Origin of the sequence: Nonomuraea sp. NPDC050328 (genome assembly GCF_044459405.1) — a bacterium.
GTDB lineage: Bacteria > Actinomycetota > Actinomycetes > Streptosporangiales > Streptosporangiaceae > Nonomuraea.
The window spans coordinates 350,894-369,231 of sequence record NZ_JBITIW010000005.1; the positions used below are offsets into that span (position 1 = coordinate 350,894).

At 72.8% G+C, this 18,338-nt stretch carries 17 protein-coding genes; 8 read left to right on the forward strand and 9 right to left on the reverse strand.

Annotated features, from left to right (window positions below; genetic code table 11):
* Positions 1 to 7 precede the first annotated feature (7 nt).
* The 3 genes from ACIBG7_RS21350 (at position 8) to ACIBG7_RS21360 (ending at position 4,030) form a co-directional block, all read left to right on the forward strand.
* Positions 8 to 928 (forward strand): pseudouridine-5'-phosphate glycosidase, encoded by a 921-nt coding sequence (locus tag ACIBG7_RS21350; RefSeq protein WP_397337339.1) that lies wholly within the window; start codon positions 8 to 10, stop codon positions 926 to 928.
* Positions 925 to 1,899, forward strand: a complete 975-nt coding sequence (locus ACIBG7_RS21355; protein ID WP_397337340.1) for a carbohydrate kinase family protein — start codon at positions 925 to 927, stop codon at positions 1,897 to 1,899. The genes ACIBG7_RS21350 and ACIBG7_RS21355 overlap by 4 nt, the downstream gene beginning before the upstream one ends.
* Positions 1,900 to 1,963: 64 nt before the next feature.
* Positions 1,964 to 4,030 carry a hypothetical protein gene (locus ACIBG7_RS21360; protein WP_397337341.1) on the forward strand — a complete coding sequence of 689 codons (2,067 nt, stop codon included), beginning with the start codon at positions 1,964 to 1,966 and terminating at the stop codon, positions 4,028 to 4,030.
* Positions 4,031 to 4,148: 118 nt separating this feature from the next.
* Here ACIBG7_RS21360 and ACIBG7_RS21365 read toward each other — a convergent pair whose 3' ends face one another.
* The 4 genes from ACIBG7_RS21365 to ACIBG7_RS21380 all read right to left on the reverse strand — a co-directional run bounded on the left by ACIBG7_RS21365 (position 4,149) and on the right by ACIBG7_RS21380 (position 8,749).
* Positions 4,149 to 7,091: an AAA family ATPase gene (locus ACIBG7_RS21365; RefSeq protein ID WP_357920530.1), complete on the reverse strand. Its 2,943-nt coding sequence runs from the start codon at positions 7,089 to 7,091 to the stop codon at positions 4,149 to 4,151.
* Positions 7,092 to 7,160: 69 nt separating this feature from the next.
* Positions 7,161 to 7,595 (reverse strand): GNAT family N-acetyltransferase, encoded by a 435-nt coding sequence (locus ACIBG7_RS21370; RefSeq protein ID WP_397337342.1) that lies wholly within the window; start codon positions 7,593 to 7,595, stop codon positions 7,161 to 7,163.
* Positions 7,596 to 7,650: 55 nt separating this feature from the next.
* Entirely contained in the window at positions 7,651 to 8,319 is a 669-nt protein-coding gene (locus ACIBG7_RS21375; RefSeq protein WP_397337343.1) for a DNA alkylation repair protein, read from the reverse strand.
* Positions 8,320 to 8,380: 61 nt separating this feature from the next.
* Positions 8,381 to 8,749: a VOC family protein gene (locus ACIBG7_RS21380; RefSeq protein ID WP_397337344.1), complete on the reverse strand. Its 369-nt coding sequence runs from the start codon at positions 8,747 to 8,749 to the stop codon at positions 8,381 to 8,383.
* A gap of 61 nt (positions 8,750 to 8,810) precedes the next feature.
* Between ACIBG7_RS21380 and ACIBG7_RS21385 the strand changes: the two genes are divergently transcribed.
* Positions 8,811 to 9,266: a MarR family transcriptional regulator gene (locus tag ACIBG7_RS21385; protein WP_357920542.1), complete on the forward strand. Its 456-nt coding sequence runs from the start codon at positions 8,811 to 8,813 to the stop codon at positions 9,264 to 9,266.
* Between the two features lie 6 nt (positions 9,267 to 9,272).
* Here ACIBG7_RS21385 and ACIBG7_RS21390 read toward each other — a convergent pair whose 3' ends face one another.
* The 5 genes from ACIBG7_RS21390 to ACIBG7_RS21410 form a co-directional block, all read right to left on the reverse strand.
* Positions 9,273 to 9,572, reverse strand: coding sequence for a hypothetical protein (locus ACIBG7_RS21390; RefSeq protein ID WP_397337345.1), 300 nt, complete (start codon positions 9,570 to 9,572; stop codon positions 9,273 to 9,275).
* Between the two features lie 247 nt (positions 9,573 to 9,819).
* On the reverse strand, positions 9,820 to 10,956 hold the full coding sequence (locus tag ACIBG7_RS21395; RefSeq protein WP_357920548.1) for an acyl-CoA dehydrogenase family protein: 1,137 nt from the start codon (positions 10,954 to 10,956) through the stop codon (positions 9,820 to 9,822).
* Positions 10,957 to 10,961: 5 nt separating this feature from the next.
* Complete coding sequence (locus tag ACIBG7_RS21400) at positions 10,962 to 11,846, reverse strand: hydroxymethylglutaryl-CoA lyase (RefSeq protein WP_357920551.1); 885 nt, start codon at positions 11,844 to 11,846, stop codon at positions 10,962 to 10,964.
* Positions 11,843 to 13,756, reverse strand: a complete 1,914-nt coding sequence (locus ACIBG7_RS21405; protein WP_357920554.1) for a biotin carboxylase N-terminal domain-containing protein — start codon at positions 13,754 to 13,756, stop codon at positions 11,843 to 11,845. Before ACIBG7_RS21405 ends, ACIBG7_RS21400 begins: the two co-directional genes overlap by 4 nt.
* A gap of 6 nt (positions 13,757 to 13,762) precedes the next feature.
* A complete protein-coding gene (locus ACIBG7_RS21410; protein ID WP_357920557.1) occupies positions 13,763 to 15,328 on the reverse strand; it encodes a carboxyl transferase domain-containing protein in 1,566 nt (521 codons plus the stop codon).
* A 47-nt stretch (positions 15,329 to 15,375) separates the two neighbouring features.
* Between ACIBG7_RS21410 and ACIBG7_RS21415 the strand changes: the two genes are divergently transcribed.
* From ACIBG7_RS21415 to ACIBG7_RS21430, 4 genes are all read left to right on the forward strand, one after another.
* Positions 15,376 to 15,954, forward strand: a complete 579-nt coding sequence (locus ACIBG7_RS21415) for a TetR/AcrR family transcriptional regulator (RefSeq protein WP_357920560.1) — start codon at positions 15,376 to 15,378, stop codon at positions 15,952 to 15,954.
* Between the two features lie 82 nt (positions 15,955 to 16,036).
* The gene (locus ACIBG7_RS21420) at positions 16,037 to 16,504 is read left to right on the forward strand and encodes a PadR family transcriptional regulator (protein ID WP_357920563.1); all 468 of its coding nucleotides are present in this window, start codon (positions 16,037 to 16,039) and stop codon (positions 16,502 to 16,504) included.
* Positions 16,501 to 17,475 (forward strand): ATP-binding cassette domain-containing protein, encoded by a 975-nt coding sequence (locus tag ACIBG7_RS21425; RefSeq protein ID WP_397337346.1) that lies wholly within the window; start codon positions 16,501 to 16,503, stop codon positions 17,473 to 17,475. Before ACIBG7_RS21420 ends, ACIBG7_RS21425 begins: the two co-directional genes overlap by 4 nt.
* A complete protein-coding gene (locus ACIBG7_RS21430) occupies positions 17,472 to 18,326 on the forward strand; it encodes an ABC transporter permease (RefSeq protein WP_357920569.1) in 855 nt (284 codons plus the stop codon). Before ACIBG7_RS21425 ends, ACIBG7_RS21430 begins: the two co-directional genes overlap by 4 nt.
* The last annotated feature ends 12 nt before the right edge of the window (positions 18,327 to 18,338 follow it).

Sequence of the window (18,338 nt, forward strand, 5' to 3'; positions counted from 1 at the left end):
GACAAACGTGACGCAGAGCCCCATCCTTCGCCCTTCCGACGAGGTCGCCGCCGCCCTGGAGGCCGGCCGGCCGATCGTGGCCCTGGAGTCCACGATCATCTCGCACGGCCTGCCGAGGCCCCGCAACCTCGAAGTGGCCCGGGAGCTGGAGGAGGTCGTGCGGGCGGCGGGAGCCGTACCCGCGACGATCGCCGTCCTGGACGGCGTGCCCCGCATCGGCCTGAACGAGGTCGAGCTGGAGCGCATCGCCATGGAGGACGGCCTGCGCAAGCTCGGCCAGCGTGACCTGCCGGTCGCCGCCGCGCTCAAGGCCAGCGGCGCGACCACCGTCTCGGCCACCTCGTTCCTGGCCGCGCGCGCCGGCATCCGGATCTTCGCCACCGGCGGCCTGGGCGGCGTGCACCGCGGCTGGACCGACGACCAGGACGAGTCAGCCGACCTCGACACCCTCGCCCGCACCCGGCTCACCGTGGTCTGCGCCGGCGTCAAGTCGATCCTGGACGTCCCGGCCACCCTGCAGCGCCTGGAGACCCGCGGCGTGAGCGTCGTCGGCTACCGCACCGGCGACTTCCCCGGCTTCTACCTGCACTCCTCCGGCTACCCGGTGGACTGGCGCATCGAGACCGCCGCGGAGGCGGCCGACATCATGCGCGGCCAGGACGCCCTCGGCGGCCCGGAGACCGCGCTCGTGGTCGCCAACCCGGTCCCGGTCGACCAGCAGCTCGACCCCGAGCTGCACGACCGCGTGCTGTCCGAGGCGCTGGCCGCCGCCGAGCGCGACGGCGTGACCGGCCAGGCCATCACCCCGTTCCTGCTCGGCTACCTGGTCAACGGCACCGCCGGCGCCTCCCTGGAGGCCAACCTGGCCGCCGTCCGCGGCAACACCGCGCTCGCCGCGCAGATCGCGACGGCCTGGGCCCGGCCGTGAGCCAGCCGACCGCTCTCCCGGGCCGGACCGGCCCGGGCGGCGCCGCGGGACTGCTGGTGATCGGCGACATCGTCACCGACGTCGTCGCCATCCACGGCACCCCGGTCGCCTCCGGCACCGACACCGACGCCGACATCGCGCTCCGGCCGGGCGGCTCGGGCGCCAACACCGCCGCCTGGGCCGCGTACCTGGGCGCCGACGCGCGCCTGCTGGGCCGGGCCGGGTACGACAGCGCCGACTGGCACCTCAGCGAGCTGACCAAGGTCGGCGTCACGCCGCTGGTCCTGACCGACCCCGACTACCCCACCGCCGTCGTCATCGCCATGGTCGACCCGAGCGGCGAGCGCTCCATGCTCACCAACCGGGGCGCGGGCGGGCGCATCTCCCCCGCCGACTGGCGGGCCGACGCCCTCGACGGCGTCGCGCGGCTGCACCTGTCCGCGTACACGTTCTTCACCCCGAGCGGCCTCGATCTGGTACGGCTGGCCGTGGCGGAGGCGGTCTCGCGCGACGTGACGATCAGCGTCGACCCGGCCTCGACCGGGCCGCTGCGGGCCTTCGGCCTCGACCGCTTCCTTTCCGAGACCGCCGCCGCGCGGCTGATCATCCCGAACCGGGACGAGGCGCTCCTGCTCACCGGCGAGTCCGACCCCGAACGTGCCGCGCTCGCGCTCAGCCGCCGCTACGGCACGGCGGTGGTCAAGCTCGGCGGCGACGGCGCGCTCGTGGCCGTCGACGGCGAACTGCGCGCCGTGGCCGCGGCTTCGGGTACGGCAGGCGCGGTCGTGGACTCCACCGGGGCGGGCGACGCCTTCGCGGCCGGATATCTCACAGCGAAGTTGCAGGGGGCCGACGAGCCCCAGGCTCTGGAGCAGGGGATCAAGGCCGGAGCCGAGTGCGTCGCCCTTGTGGGCGGCCGGCCACGGTACGGTTTGGCCACCAAGCACCTTTACCCTATTCACGCCGATTGATAGCTTGCGTCATAAGTTGCACCAGTAGCCACATGCGCAACATTGGGGAGGGTACGGTCCACCAATGGACGTTGAGTCATCGATCTACCTGAGCGACCTGGTTCCGGCCTTGCGCTGGAGCCGACCTCAGCAGGTGGCCGAGGCTCTCACCGACCCGCGGCTTCCGGCCGGCTGGTGGAGCACCCTGTCCCTGACGCGCGCGCTGGCCGCCACCGGCGTGGACTGGATGGGCGAGCGCTTGGCGCGGCTCGCCGCCCAGCGCTGGGACCATCTGCCGCTCGCCGACGTCTTCCCGGCGCTGCAGGTGCATCACGTCGACCCCGGCCTGACCGGGTGGGCCGAGCCCGTCCGGTCGGCGATCACCGGCATGGGGGGCTGGAACCGGCTCAAACGGCTCAGCGCGGGTGACCTGGCGGGCACGGCCGAGCCGGTCATCGGGGCGCTCTTCCGCGAGGTGCTCAACCGTCTCGACACCACCTCCCGGCAACCGGCCGCCGCCGGCTCTCGCCTCGGCGACTCCGCCGGCCGCCTCGCCGACGCGGCCTCCGCCGGCCCCCGCCTGGCCGATCCCGGTTCCGCTGCCTCCCGCCCCGCCTCCGCGGCGTCCTCGGCCTTCACGCCCGCCGCCTTCGGAACCGCCGCTCCCGCCGAGGCGCCGCCCACGCCGTTCGGCGCGCCCGCCCCGGCAGGCGCTCCCGGCGGTCCGGTCGCCGCCGGCTCGGCCGACCCCGCCACTTCCGCTGGTTCGGGGGATGAGGCCGGCGAGCCCGCCGACCCGTCGGCCCCGCCCGCCCTCAAGCCCGAACACGTCATGACCCGCGTCGTCGACGGCCTCTTCCAGTCCTTCGACCGCCTCGAACTGGCCGTCGCCGTCCACCGCCTCTTCGCCGAGGACCCGGTCAGCCTGCGCGAGCTGGCCCACCGCACCCTCGTCGACCGCGACTCCCTCTCCCTGGCCCAGCGCACCGCCGAGGAACGCGTCCTGCTGTGGCTGCGCTCCTCGGAGTCCGCCCCGGTCACCGGGCACATGTTCCGCCTCACCGAATGGCTCGGCGCCGCCGCCACCGAGGAGCAGCTCATCGGCGCCGACCCCGAGCACCCGGTGATCGTGCCCTCCCTGCGTACCCCGCTGTGGCGGGTGCTGGTCACCCTCATGCCCGACCGCCGCTTCCAGGACGGCTGGCTCGTCGTCGGCGACCTGCGCGGGCTCCAGCAGCGCACCCGCCGCCTGCTGGCCGCCGCCCCGCGTGACGCCGACCCCGCCGAGCTCCTGGGCGAGCTCGGGATCCGGCTGCACTCCGCCACGGCCTGGCTGGAGGCGTTGCCGCAGGACAGCGACGCCGAGTTCGCCGCCGGGCCCGAGGCGCCCCAGAGCCTGCCCCGCCGTACGCCCGGGGCCAACGGCCACCACCACCGCGGCGGCCAGCCCATCCCGCAGGCGCCCGGCATCGACCCCAGCGCCGCGCTGGCCACCCTCTCGGCCCTGTCCGGCGGCCGTCCCGCCGGTGCCTTCGGCGGCCCCGGCGACCGTACCCCCGGCGGCCTACCCGAGCGCAACCCGGGTGGTCTGCCCGAGCGGGTCCCGGGCGGCTCGCCCGAGCACGTCCCGAGCGGCGCGAACGGTCTCCCGCAGCGCACCTCCGGCGCCCACCCCGGCGGCCTGCCCGAGCGCAACCCGGGCGGCCTGCCGCTCGGTCACCCCGGTGGCGTGCCCGACCGTTCCCCCATGCCCGGCCTCAACGGCGGCTTCGGCGGCCTGTCCGGCGTCTCCGACCGGGTCGCCGCGGGCCTGGCCGGTATGGCGGGACCCGGAGGGCCCTCCATGGCGCCGCCGTCCAGCCCGACCTCCGACCCGCGCCGCTGGCAGCGCATCGACGTCACCCCCGAGCACCTGCGCGGCGGCCCCGTCACCGTCCCCGAGGGGTACGCGGCCCAGCTCGGCATGCGTCCCGGGACCCTGCTGTCGGTCACCGGCCCGGGCAACAACGCCGTCGTCCTCGTCTGGCCGGGCGACCGCCAGCCGGTCTTCGACTCCCTCCAGCCGGTGCTCATGAAACTCAACGCCCGCCCCGGCGACCAGGTCTACGTCACGGTCGACGGCTACCGCCTGGAGGCCCAGCTAACCGGCTGACCTCCCCACCAACCGGCTGACCTCCCCACTAACCGGTGACCACCTACGGATCGCGTCTCCCCGTAGGCCCGCCTGCCCACGCCCCGGCGAGCTCGCCGGGGCTGCACCGGGCGGCCCCTCACCCAGCGGTCTCCTCGAACAACCCGAGCTTGTGCGCGGTCGCCGCCGCCTCCCCGCGGGACGCCACCCCCAGCTTGGCCAGGATGTTCGAGACATGCACGCTCACCGTCTTGACCGAGATGAACAGCCGCGCCCCGATCTCCCGGTTACTGCTCCCCTCGGTGAGAAGCTGCAGCACCTCCAGCTCCCGAGCCGTCAGCCCAGCCCGCTGATCCTGCTCCCCTCGAAGCTCCTGGCCGGCCGAAGCCCCGCCACCCACGGCCAGGCGAGCCTTCCGAGCCACCGCGTCGATCTCGCTCACCAACGGCTTGGCTCCCAGCCGAACGGCCAGCCCCCGGGCCGCCTCAAGCTGCTCCCCCAGCTCCTTGGCCGCCTCCGCCGACTCCACCCGCCCGGCCCCGGACCCACCAGAACGAGCGGCCAGGGCGGCCTTCACCCCACCGAGCAACGCCCGCGCCTCGCCGTACGGCACGCCGAGCCCCCGCCAAGCAGCCGCAGCCGCCCCCCAGACCGCCACCCGCCCCTCCGGAAACGCGGCGCCGTCCACCGCGGTCAGCCCCGTCTGGGCGAAGAAGGTGAGCCGTTGCGCCTCCTGCGAGGCCCCGTCCACCGACAACCGCCGCCCCAGCGCCAGTACCTCCTCCGGCAAAGCCTCAGGCAGCCACCCGAACTCCACCAGCATCGGCCACGCATACCGGGGGCTGTCCTCCGGATCGAGCTCCCGCACCGCCCGGGACGCCACCGCCAGCGCCACGTCCAGCTCCCCCCGAGCCGCCGCCAGCGCGAACTCCCGCCGCGCGTGCGGCAACACCGTCTGATCTCGGAAGCTCCCCCGCGAGAACACCCTCCGAGCGGCCAGGAAGTGCGACTCCGCCCGAGCCAGGTCGCCTCGCGCGAGCGCGATGTCGGTGATCCACCCTTGCAGGCTGGCCTGGGTGGGCGCGGGCGGGGCGAGGTCGAGCGCGTGCTCGATCACCTCCAGCGCCTCGTCCCAGCGCCCGAGCGAGACGAGCGGCTCGGCCAGGTTGATCGCCAGGAAGGTGCCCGACGCCCGGGCGAGCCCGTGCGCCTCGGCGTCGGCGACGCCCTGGCGGGCGACCCGCGCGGCGTCGTCGTGCCGCCCGGCGCCTTCGAGCACGTCGGACTCGGAGATGAAGCTGCGCATCACCGCATACTCCGCCCCCGCCTCCCGGGCCAGCCGGCTGGCCCGGTGGAACCCGTCGAGGTGGGCGTCGACGTCGGCGTAGCGGGTCTCGGTCCAGGTGAGCGTGACCAGCGCGTTCGCCTCGGTGACCCGGTCGCCCACCTGGTGGGCGATCTCGATCGCCTCCCGCGTGACGGCGAGCTTCTCCTGCCGCACGTCGGGGGTGTTGAGCGTGGCGGCCAGGCTGTGCAGGGCCCGGGCCCGCAGCCGGCTCGGCCGCCCGGCGGGGACCAGCGCGGCGCCCGCCCGCAGGTCGTCGCGCGCGCCGGCCCGGCCCAGCTCGTCGCGCATCAGCCCGCGGTAGGTCAGCAACCGCGAGGCCCGCTCGGGCTCGGGGTTCTCGGCCAGCGCGGCGGTGGCCAGCGCGATGCCGCGCTCGGACTCCCCTGTCAGCCGCGACACGACCACGGCGTCGCGCAGCACGTCGATGTGGTCGGCGCCGATGCGTTCTGCGGCGTCCGGCACCTGGTCCCACAGTTCCAGCACGCGCGAGAGCATGCCGAGCTGCTCGTCGTAGGCGGCGGACGCGCGGGCCGCCGCGGCGGCGTGCCAGGCGCTGATCAGCGCCCAGGTGGTGTCGTGCGCGGCGTGCCAGTGGTGGGCGAGCTCGATCGCGCCGCGCGGGGCGGGCAGGATCGACAGGTCGCGGTCGAGCGCCTCGGCGAACCGGGTGTGCAGGCGGGTCCGCTCGCCGGGCAGCAGGTCCTCGTGCAGCGCCTCACGGATGAGCGCGTGCCGGAAGGCGTACCCCTCCCCGTCGACGACCAGCACGTTGCCCGCGACGGCCGGGCGCAGCGCGGCCGAGAAGGCCGCGTCGTCGAGCCCGGCGACGACGGCGAGCAGGTCGTGCTCGATCCGCGCGCCGCCCGCGCTGGCCACCCGCAGCAGCTCCTGCGTCTCGTCCGGCAGCCGTTGCACGCTGGCCAGCAGCAGGTCGCGCAGCGACTCCGGCAGCGCCTCGCCGCCGCTCGCCTCGTTGAGCAGGGCCTCCACGAACAGCGGGTTGCCCTCGCTGCGCGAGTAGATCAGGTCGATCGCGGCCTTGGACGGCTTGCGCTCCAGGATGCCGACCGCCTGCTCCACCACCTCGCGCCGGGTCAGCCGGCGCAGCTCCAGCCGCGACACCCACGCCACCCGCCCGAGCTCGGCCAGCAACGGCCGCAGCGGGTGGGTGCGGTGCAGTTCGTCGGAGCGGTAGGTCACCACGATGACCAGCCGTGTGTCGGGCCGCAGGTACCGCACCAGGAACGAGAGCAGGTCGCGGGTCGAGCGGTCGGCCCAGTGCGCGTCCTCCACCACCAGGGCCAGCGGCGCCTCCTCGGCCAGCCGTTCGAGCAGCCCGAGCACCTGCTCGAACAGCCGCGCCCGCGCCTCGGCCCCGTCGCTGCCCGGCTCCCCGAACTCCGGCAGCAGCCGGGCCAGCCCCTGCGTGCCCCCGGTGACCAGCGCGGTCACCGCCTCGCGCCCCAGCTCGCGCACGAGCGCGCGCAGTACCGCGGTGAAGGGTGCGTACGGCAGGCCTTCCGTGCCCAGCTCCAGGCAGCCGCCGACGAGCACCCGAAACCCGTCGGCCCGCGCGGTGAACTCCTTGATCAGCCGGGTCTTGCCCACCCCGGCCTCGCCCCCGACCAGCACGATCGACGACGACCCGGCACGCGCCCCGTCGAGCGCCCGCTCCAGCGCGGACAGCTCCTTGACGCGCCCGACGAACAGCGGGCTGACGGTGTGGACGCTCACGCTGACCCCACGACGGCGTTGACTTGCTCCTTCACGCCCCCCAGGATGCCAGGCCCCGCCGACAGAACGTCACCTGAGTACTTTGCGGTAGAAAGTTGCGGCTTGTTCGTATCCGAGTGCTTTGTAGAACTCTGGTGCCCGCCGCGTCGCCATCGCCACGTATCCGGCCTCCCGCGAGCGCGCCCAGGCCTCGAACTCCACCAGCAGCGCCCGCCCGATCCCCTGCCGCCGCGCCCCCGTCTGCACCATCGCCTCCTCCACCCAGGCCACCGGCCCGTTGGCGAACAGCGTGAGGTGCACGAACCCCAGCAGGTACCCCTGCACCCGCCCCTCGGCCACCGCCGCCAGCAGCAGCGCGTCCGGGTTGGCCAGGATCTGCGGCAACGCCGCGTCGAACGCCTCCCGCTCAGGCCGGAAGGTCAGCCCGAACTCCCGCGCCAGCGCGAAGATCTCCGCCGCGTCCCCGGCGGCGGCCCTTCTGACGGTCAGATCCTCGGAGGTCATAACCGTCCACCCTAGATCACCACCCCCACCGCCGCGTCCCCGAGCGCCCGGCCGCTTACGCCTCCCGCCTGCGCACCATCTCCCCGATCCACACCGGCGCGTACGGCGAGGTGCATCCCGGCGGGGTCGGATAATCCTTGAGCACCTCCAACCGCTCCCCGATCTCCAAGGCCCGGGCCCGATGCCCGGCGTGGTCGATCCCGATCTGCGCCAGGCAGGCGTTCATCGCCCACTGCAGCCGATCCGGCGCCCCCTTCATCTCCGCCTCGATGACGTCCAGCAGCTCGGCCAGGTCGAGCCCTTCGGGCCGCTTCGCCACCCGCTCGCTCGTCAGCGCCCACCCGGCACTGGCCACCACCGGATCCGGGTCCCCCAGCCACGCCACCCGCAGCTCCTCGGCGTGCGGCCCCTTCTTCACCACATAGTTGACGAGCCAGTCGTGGACCTTCGGCGTCCGCGCCTCACGCAGCATCGCGTCCAGTTCCTCGCGACCGAACGCCTTCGGCCGGCAGATCAGCAACGCCAGCAGCCGAGCCGCGGTGTCGCCCGTCCTCCAGAGCTCCACCGCCAGCTCCTGCTGCGTCTTCAGCCGCTTGGCGAGCGCCCGCAGCTTGCCCAGGTTCACCCCGTGGTCATCCCCGTGCCGCTGGTTCACCTCGCGTGCCCTGGGGTCCTCCAGCGCCGCCAGCTCGGCCAGCACCTCACCCACCGCGGTCTCAGCCACCGCACCCTCCTGTCCTCAGCCCCCAGCGTACGGTCCCCCGCCCGCTCCGCCCGAGGCCCGATCAGCCGCGATCGTGCAGGGTGATCCGGTAGCCGTCCGGGTCGGCGAACGTGAAGGTCCGCCCGAACGGCCCGTCGACAGGCGACGAGACGACGGTGTGCCCACCGTCGACCAGCGCGTCGTGAATGGCCTGCACGTCCGTGGCATGCAGCCAGATCGCGGCCCCGATCCCCGGCTGGTCGACGGCCGCGAGATCGGTGCCGGGAACGACGTCCCGCAGCGCGAACGCGATCGGCTTCGTCTCGAAGACGACAGCATGCGGCGGCCCGGCCGGCGACCGCACAAGACCCAGGTACTCCTCGTAGAACGCCTGCGAAGCGTCGAGATCACGCACTTGCAGCGAGATGAAGTCGGGACCGGTGACAGGCATGGCTACTCCTCGGGTTCGTGTCAGCTTCCTGACACAACCCAACCTATGTCAGAATGTTGACATGAGTCAACGCGACGGCGGCATCGACCTTGAGACGTCCCTCGGCTACCTGCTCAAAGAGGCCTCGAGCGCCCTGCGCACCGCCATGGAGGACGTCCTGCGCCCCCTCGGCCTGAGCGTGACGCGCTACTCCTGCCTCGAACTGCTGGCTCAGCGACCGGGCCTGTCCAACTCCGAGCTCGCCCGAGGCGCCTTCGTCACCCGCCAGTCCATGAACGTGCTGCTCCAAGCCCTGGAACGCGAGGGCTACGTCACCCGCGCCGCAGAGCCCCCCGTCGGAAAGGCCCTCCCCACCCAGCTCACCTCTCTGGGCCGACAAAGCCTGGAGCAGGCCTCGGTGGCAGTCCGCTCGGTCGAGGACAGAATGCTGGCCGGCCTGACCGAAGCCGAACGCTCGAGCGCCTTCCGCCTCCTGCAGAGCATGATCCACTCCCTGCGCGCCGGCGACGACGCCTAGCCCCCTTCAGACGGGATCGGTGAACGTGACCGGCTTGCCGGTGGCGCGGGCATAGGCGACCTCGTTGCTCGTGGACTCGCCGATGTACCCACCGGGGTTGACGACCAGAACCCGGTCAGCCAGGTCGATCTTGCGCAGGTGGAGGGCGTCCAGCACGGCCTTCTGCTCGCCGGTGACCACCTCGCCCGCCTCGCCGGGCGCCAGGACGATGACCCCGGCGAGGGTCAGCTCACGATTCGCCGCCCGCATCTCGTCCACGAACCGGGTGGAGCCGCAGATGCAGACAATCTCCGGCCGATCAGGCACGGCTCAGTCCTCCGGTCGAACGGGAAACCGACAGCGTGCCGGCAATCTGGGCGGACGGCGATCTCACATCCGGGTCCAGGCCGCCAACGGCCCGCTCAACACCCGCCCAGGAGCTCCGCCCAACACCCGGGGAGCGCGAGGGGCCGGGAGGCGCCTCGTAAAGGGGGGTGTGGGGGGACGCCGGAGGCGGCCCCCCACCAGGCGCTGCCCGAGCCCGAAGGAAGGGCGAAGGGGCGAGGGCCACGGGTCAGAGGTCGCCGAGGCCGAGTTGGCGGGCGATGAGCATGCGCTGCACCTCGCTCGTCCCCTCCCCGATCTCCAAGATCTTGGCGTCCCGGTAGAACCGCCCCACCGGGAACTCGTTCATGAACCCGTACCCGCCGAAGATCTGCGTGGCGTCCCGCGCGTTGTCCATCGCCGCGTTGGACGCGACCAGCTTGGCGATGGCCGCTTCCTTCTTGAAGGGCCGCCCGGCCAGGAGGAGCTCGGCGGCGTGGTAGTAACCCAGGCGGGCGGTGTGCGCCCGCGCCTCCATGTCGGCGATCTTGAACTGCATGGCCTGGTAGTGCCCGATCGGGTGCCCGAAGGCATGCCGCTCGCGGACGTACTTGACGCACTCGTCCACGCACCCCTGCGCCAGCCCCACGCTGAGGGCGGCGATGGCGACGCGGCCCTCGTCGAGGGTCTGGAGGAACTGCGCGTAGCCACGGCCACGCTCGCCGAGCAGGTTGGCGGCGGGCACGCGGACGTCGGAGAAGGACAGCTCCCGGGTGTCGGAGGCGTTCCAGCCGACCTTGGAGTACTTCTTCGACACCGTGAACCCGGGCGTCCCGCTGGGCACGAGGATGGTGGAGATCTCGCGCTCGCCGGTGAGCGCGGCGACGCCGACGACTCCGGTGATGTCGGTGCCGGAGTTGGTGATGAAGGCCTTGGTCCCGTTGATCACCCATTCGCCGCCGTCGAGCACGGCGGTGGTGCGCATGCCGCCGGGCACGTCGGTGCCGCCGCCGGGCTCGGTGAGGCCGAAGGCGCCGAGCATCTCGCCGGAGGCCAGGCGCGGCAGCCATTCGGCGCGCTGCTCCGCCGTACCGAAACGGTAGATGGGCATCGCGCCCAGCGAGACGGCGGCCTCCAGGGTGATGGAGACGCTGGAGTCGACCCGGGCGAGTTCCTCCAGGGCCAGGCAGAGGGCGAAGTAGTCGCCGCCCATGCCGCCGTGCTCCTCGGGGATGGGCAGGCCGAACAGCCCCATGGCGCCCATCTGGCGGACGATGTCGTAGGGGAACTCCTCGCGCTCGTAGTAGTCGCCGATGACGGGGGCGACCACCTCGCGGGAGAAGGCCTCGACGGTCTTGCGAAGCTCTTCGTACTCGTCGTTGAGCATGGGTGTCACCTTCCGGAGAGAGCTTGGACGACGCGGGAGGGGCTGGGTCGGCCGAGGAGTCCCGCGAGCCAGGTGCTGGTGGCGATGAGCGTGTCGAGGTCGAGGCCGGTGGAGACGCCCATGCCGTGGAGCATCCACACCAGGTCCTCGGTGGCGAGGTTGCCGGTGGCCGACTCGGCGTAGGGGCAGCCGCCGATGCCGCCGGTGGAGGCGTCCACGGTGGTGACGCCGGCCTGCAGGGCGGCCAGGGTGTTGGCGAGGGCCTGCCCGTAGGTGTCGTGGAAGTGCACGGCGAGCCGGCCGGGGTCGCCGAAGGCGGTGATGAGCTCGGTGACCTGGCCGGGGGTGCCGACGCCGATGGTGTCGCCGAGGGAGAGCTGGTAGCAGCCCAGGTCGAGCAGGCGTTCGCCGACGCGGACGACCTGGCTGACCGGGGTGGCGCCCTCCCACGGGTCGGCGAAGATCATCGAGACGTAGGCGCGGACGCGCAGGCCGTTGGCCAGGGCGCGGGCGACGACCGGCTCGAACATCTCGAACTGGCTGTCCAGGCTGCGGTTGAGGTTGCGCTGGGCGAAGGTCTCGGTCGCGCTGGCGAAGACGGCGATCTCGGTGACGCCGTGCGCCAGGGCGCGGTCGAGGCCGCGCTCGTTCGGGACGAGCACGGGATAGCGGACGCCGGGGCGTCGCTCCATCCGGGTGAGCAGGTCCTCGGCGTCGGCGAGCTGGGGCACCCACTTGGGGTGCACGAAGCTGGTCGCCTCGATCACCTGGTGTCCCGCGTCGGCCAGCCGGGCCAGGAACTCGGCCTTGACCTCGACCGGGACGACGGCCTTCTCGTTCTGCAGCCCGTCGCGCGGCCCGACCTCGTAGATGGTCACGTCGCCGGTCATGACGCCTCCACCACGGCGAGCACCGCGTCCATGTCGACCGCCTGGCCGGGTTTGACCGGCAGTTCGCGCACCACGCCGGCGGCGGGCGCGGTGACGGTGTGCTCCATCTTCATGGCCTCCACCACGACCAGCGCCTGGCCCTGTTCCACCTGGTCGCCGGGCTGGGCCTTGACCAGCAGGACCGTGCCGGGCATGGGGCTCCTGACCACGCCGTCGCCGCCGCCTCCGGCGCCGGGCCGGTCGCCCGGGTCGCCGATGCGGTGCCGCGTGTACGGCCAGGCCGCCCCGTCGCGGCCGAGCCACAGCGTCTCGCCGTCCTGGGCGAGGGCGTAGGTGCGCGTCCGGCCGTCCAGGGTGACCGACAACACCGATCCGGTACGGCCGGCCGTACCCTCCACCGCGTCGGCCCCGTCGGCCCAGACCTCGCCCTCGCGCACCCGCACGGTGTGCACGCCGTCGCGCGACTCCAGCTTCCAGGCGGTCCAGGCGCGCTCGCCCATCCGCCAGCCGTCGTTGATCTCCCACGGGTCGCCGCCTCGCGGCAGCGCGGCCTGGAAGGCGAGCCCGGCGGCGGCCAGTACGGCCGGGTCGTGCTCGCCGGGCCCGGTGAGCTCGGGCAGGGCCCGCTCGACCAGGCCGGTGTCCAGCCGCCCGGCCCGCACGTCGGGGTGGCGGGTGAGCGCCCGCAGGAAGGGGATGTTGGTGGTCAGCCCGAGGATCACCGTCTCGCCGAGGGCCCGGTCGAGCGCGCGCAGGGCCGCTTCGCGGTCCTCGGCCCAGACGATGACCTTGGAGAGCATCGGGTCGAAGGAGCTGCCGACGTGCCCGCCTTCGCGCAGGCCGGAGTCGACCCGCACGTCGCCGCCGGGCTCGCGCAGCAGCAGCACGCGCCCGCCGGTGGGCAGGAAGCCGCGCGCGGGGTCCTCGGCGTAGACCCGGGCCTCGACCGCGTGCCCGCGCAGCGCGATCCGGTCCTGGTCGAGGCCGAGCCGCTCGCCGGCCGCCGCGCGGAGCTGCAGTTCGACGAGGTCGAGCCCGGTGACCAGCTCGGTGACCGGGTGCTCGACCTGGAGCCGGGTGTTCATCTCCATGAAGTGGTAGGACCCGGTGGTGCCGTCCACGATGAACTCGACCGTGCCCGCGCCGACGTAGCCGACCGACCGGGCCGCCTCGACGGCGGCGGCGCCCATCTCGGCGCGCATCTCGGGGGTGACGAACGGCGACGGCGCCTCTTCGATGATCTTCTGGTGCCGGCGTTGCAGGCTGCACTCGCGTTCGCCCAGGTGCACGACGTCGCCGTGGGTGTCGGCCATGACCTGGATCTCGATGTGCCGGGGCCGCTCGACGAAGCGCTCGATGAGCAGCGTGCCGTCCCCGAAGGCGGCGGCAGCCGTACGGCGGGCCGACTCCAGGGCGGCGGGCAGCTCGGCGGCGGAGCGGACCAGCACCATGCCCTTGCCGCCGCCGCCCGCCGACGGCTTGATCAGCGCCGGGAACTCGGTCCAGGCCGCCAGGTCGTCGCCGGGCTCGGCGGCGCCGGGCACGACCGGGACGCCGGCGGCGGCGACGGTCTGCTTGGCGCGAATCTTGTCGCCCATGGCCTCGATCGCGCCGGCCGGCGGGCCGATGAAGACCAGGCCCTCCTCGGCGCAGCGGCGGGCGAACTCGGCGTTCTCCGCCAGGAAGCCGTAGCCGGGGTGGACGGCCTGGGCGCCGGAGGCGCGGGCGACCGCGAGGATCGCCTCGATGTCCAGATATTTCGGGATCTGGTGGGCGGTGTCGGCCTCAGCGCAGTGGTCGGTGTCGCCCGCGACGTGCACGGCGACCGAGGCGATGCCCAGCCGCCGCAACGTGCGCAGGATCCGGACGGCGATCTCGCCCCGGTTGGCGATCAGTACGGTGTCGAACATGGTGCCTCACATCCGGAAGACGCCGTAGCCGAGCGGCTCCAGCGGCGCGTTGGCCGTCGCGGAGAGCGCCAGGCCCAGGACGGTACGGGTGTCGACCGGGTCGATCACCCCGTCGTCCCACAGCCGGGCGGTGGAGTAGTAGGGGTTGCCCTGGTGCTCGTACTGCGCGCGGATCGCCTCGGGGTCGGCGTCGCCCACCGTGGTGAGCACGTTGGCCGCCTGCTCCCCGCCCATGACCGAGATGCGGGCGTTCGGCCACATCCACAGGAAGCGCGGCGAGTAGGCCCGCCCGGCCATCGCGTAGTTGCCCGCGCCGAACGAGCCGCCGATGATCACGGTCAGCTTGGGCACCCGCGCGCAGGAGACCGCGGTGACCATCTTCGCGCCGTGCTTAGCGATGCCGCCCGCCTCGTAGGCGCGCCCGACCATGAAGCCGGAGATGTTCTGCAGGAACACCAGCGGGATCTGCCGCCGGTCGCACAGCTCGATGAAGTGCGCGCCCTTCAGCGCCGACTCGGCGAACAGGATGCCGTTGTTGGCCACGATCCCGACCGGGTGGCCGTGGATGTGCGCGAAGCCGGTGACCAGCGTCGTGCCGTACTCCTGCTTGAACTCCAGGAAGCGCGAGCCGTCCACGATCCGCGCGATCACCTCGCGCACGTCGTACGGCGTGCGCGTGTCGGAGGGCACGATCCCGTACAGGTCGCGCGCGTCGTGCAGCGGCTCTTCCGGTACGGCCCGCGTCCACGGCGTGGCGGTGCGCGGGGCGAGCGTGGAGACGATGTCGCGCACGATGGCCAGCGCGTGGGCGTCGTCCTCGGCGAGGTGGTCGGTGACGCCGCTGACCCGCGCGTGCAGGTCGCCGCCGCCCAGTTCCTCGGCGGTGACCTCCTCGCCGGTGGCCGCCTTCACCAGCGGCGGGCCGCCGAGGAAGATCGTGCCCTGGTTGCGCACGATCACCGCCTCGTCGCTCATCGCGGGGACGTACGCGCCGCCGGCCGTGCACGAGCCGAGGACCGCCGCGATCTGCGGGATGCCGCGCGCGGACATGGTCGCCTGGTTGTAGAAGATGCGCCCGAAGTGCTCGCGGTCGGGGAAGACCTCGTCCTGCTTGGGCAGGAAGGCGCCGCCGGAGTCGACCAGGTAGACGCAGGGCAGGTGGTTGTGCAGGGCCACCTCCTGCGCGCGCAGGTGCTTCTTGACGGTCATCGGGTAGTACGTGCCGCCCTTGACCGTGGCGTCGTTGGCGACGATCACGCACTCGCGGCCGGAGACGCGGCCGACGCCGGTGATGATGCCGGCGGCCGGCGCCTGGCCGTCGTAGAGGCCCTCGGCGGCCAGGGGCGACAGCTCCAGGAAGCGGGAGCCGGGGTCGAGCAGGCCGTCGACCCGGTCGCGGGGCAGCAGTTTGCCCCGGGCGACGTGGCGCTCGCGCGACCGGTCGGGGCCGCCGCGCGCGGCGGCGGCCAGCTTGGCGCGCAGCTCGGCGGCGAGGGCCGTGTTGGCCTCGGCGTTGCGCTGGAAGACGTCGGGATCGCCGGTCACCGACTTCAGCACGGGCCAGTCACTCATGGGCGGAATGTTAGTCACCATTAACGTAGCCGTCTACTATGTGAGATGTGAGCACCCCTACCCGCAATCGGCGTGATGAGATCCTGCGCGCCGCGGCCACCCTGTTCGCCGCGCGCGGCTACCACGGCGCCTCGATCGAGGAGATCGGCGGCGCGGCAGGCGTGTCGGGCCCGGCCATCTACCGGCACTTCGCCGGCAAGGAGGCGCTGCTCACCGAGATGCTGCTGGGCATCAGCTCCAGCCTGCGCGAGGGCGGCGCGGCCGTGGTGACCGCCGCGCGCTCGCCCGAGGAGGCGCTGGACGCGCTGCTGGACGCGCACATCACCTTCGCCCTCGAACAGCCCGCGCTGATCGTGCTGCACGACCGCGAGCTGGGCAACCTGCCCGAGCGGCCGCGGCGGCAGATCCGCCGGCTGCAGCGGCTGTACGTCGAGGAGTGGGTGACGGTCCTGGCCGAGCTGCGGCCGGACTGCCCGCCGCCGAGGCTGCGCGCGGCCACGCACGCGGTGTTCGGGCTGCTCAACTCCACCCCGCACAGCGCGGGCGAGCTCGCGCCGGCCGCGATGCGCCGGCTGCTGCACACGATGGCCCGGGCCGCGCTCGAAGCCGTAGTTAACGCCCACTAACATCCCGGCGGAGGCCGTGAAAGGCCTTGTTGTGCCAACTATCTAGATATATCGTTAACGTATCTCGATAGTTGGAGGAGAGATGTCCCATCCCCCCTATCCGCCCACCGTGCGCCGGGGCGACGTGCGCGCCGCCCTCCTGAGCCTGCTGGCCGAAGGGGACAAGAACGGCTACCAGATGATCCAGGAGATCCAGGAGCGCAGCCGCGGCGTCTGGCGGCCCAGCCCCGGCTCGGTCTACCCGGCCCTGCAGCAACTGGAGGACGAGGAGCTCGTCACCTCCGGCGAGTCCGGCGGCAGCCGGCTGTACCGGCTCACCGAGCGAGGCCGCGCGGAGTCGGCCGCCCGCGACGAGCAGGACCCGCCGTGGGACGAGGTCGCCCGCAGCGTCCCGGCCGACCGGCACGAGCTGCACCTGCTCCTGGGCCAGCTCAACGAGGCCGTCCTGCACCTGGCCCGCACCGCGGGCGCCCCCCGGCTGGCCCAGGCCAAGACCCTGTTGAAGGAGACCCGCAAGGCGGTCTTCAAGATCCTCGCGGAGGACGCATGAACACGGACGCGGCGGTCGCCGTCCACGACCTGAAGAAGTCCTACGGGAAGGTCGAAGCCGTCAAAGGGGTCAGCTTCGAGGTCCGCCCCGGCGAGGTCTTCGGCTTCCTCGGCCCCAACGGCGCCGGCAAGACCACCACCATCAGCATGCTCTGCACCCTGGTCCACCCCACCGGCGGCCGCGCCGAGGTGGCCGGCTACGACGTGGTCCGCCGGCGCGACCAGGTCAGGGCCAACATCGGCCTGGTCTTCCAGGACCCGACCCTCGACACCTACCTCACCGCCGAGCAGAACCTCCGCTTCCACGCCGAGCTGTACGGCGTGCCGAAGACCCTGGTCGCCGACCGCATCCGCCAGGTCATGGAGATGGTCGCGCTCTGGGACCGCAAGGACGCCAAGGTGATGACCTTCTCCGGCGGCATGAAACGCCGCCTGGAGATCGCCCGCGGCCTGCTGCACTCCCCCCGCGTGCTCTTCCTCGACGAGCCCACGGTCGGCCTCGACCCGCAGACCCGCTCGGCGATCTGGGGCTACATCAACAAGCTGCGCCACCGCGAGGACATCACCATCTTCATGACCACGCACTACATGGACGAGGCCGAGCACTGCGACCGGATCGCCATCATCGACCACGGCGAGATCGTGGTGATCGACTCCCCCGAGGCGCTCAAGGCCAGCGTGGGCAAGGACCGCGTGCAGATCCACACCGGCGACGACGAGTCGGCGATCCGGGCCCTGCGCGAGCGCTTCGGCCTGGACGCCGCGATGCACGAGGGCGCGGTCACCTTCGCCGTCGCCTCCGGCGAGGAGTTCGTGCCCCGCCTCTTCGCCGAGCTGGGCCTGCCGATCAAGTCGGTGAGCGTGTCGCGGCCCTCGCTCGACGACGTCTTCATGAACTACACCGGCTCGACCATCCGCGACGCGGAGTCGGGCACCGGCAACGAGTGGGTGAAAGCGATGGTGCGCCGATGAGCGCGGAAACGGTCGCGATCCGGGTCCAGGATCGCAGCATGGCGCACGACCTGCGGGCGATCAAGGTCGTGCTGCACCGGGAGATGCTCCGCTTCGTCAACGACCGCACCCGGATGGCGTCGATGCTGCTGCAGCCGGTGCTGTGGCTGTTCGTCATGGGCACCGGGCTCGGCACGCTGGTGCAGGGATCCATCCCGGGCGTGGACTACCGCACCTTCATGTACCCCGGCATGATCTCGATGACGGTCATCATGACCGCGATGTTCTCGGCCGGCTCGATCGTGTGGGACCGGGAGTTCGGCTTCCTGCGCGAGATGCTCGTCGCGCCGGTCTCGCGCGGGGCCATCGTCGTCGGCAAGTGCCTGGGCGGGGCGATCGTCGCCGTCGGGCAGGGCATCGTCATCCTGGCCATGGCGGGGCTGGTCGGCGTGCCGTACTCGCCGGGGTTGATGCTGACGCTGCTGGGCGAGATGTTCCTGGCGGCCTTCACCATCACCGCCTTCGGCGTGACGGTGGCGGCGCGGATGAAGAACATGCAGACCTTCTTCGGCCTGATGCAGATGGCCATCATGCCGATGATGTTCCTGTCCGGGGCGATGTTCCCGCTGGCCAACCTGCCCTCGTGGCTGCACGTGCTGACCACGGTCAACCCGCTCACCTACGCCGTGGACCCGATGCGGCAGGCCGTCTTCGGCAGCATCGACGTGCCGGCGCAGGCCGAGGCGGTGCTCAACCCGGGCGTGCAGTGGTTCGGCTGGCAGGTGCCGGTCGGGCTTGAGCTCGGCCTGGTGGCGCTCATCGGCGCCGCCCTGCTCGGCATCGCGGTCGCGCAGTTCCGCCGCGCCGACTAGGGGACATACGAA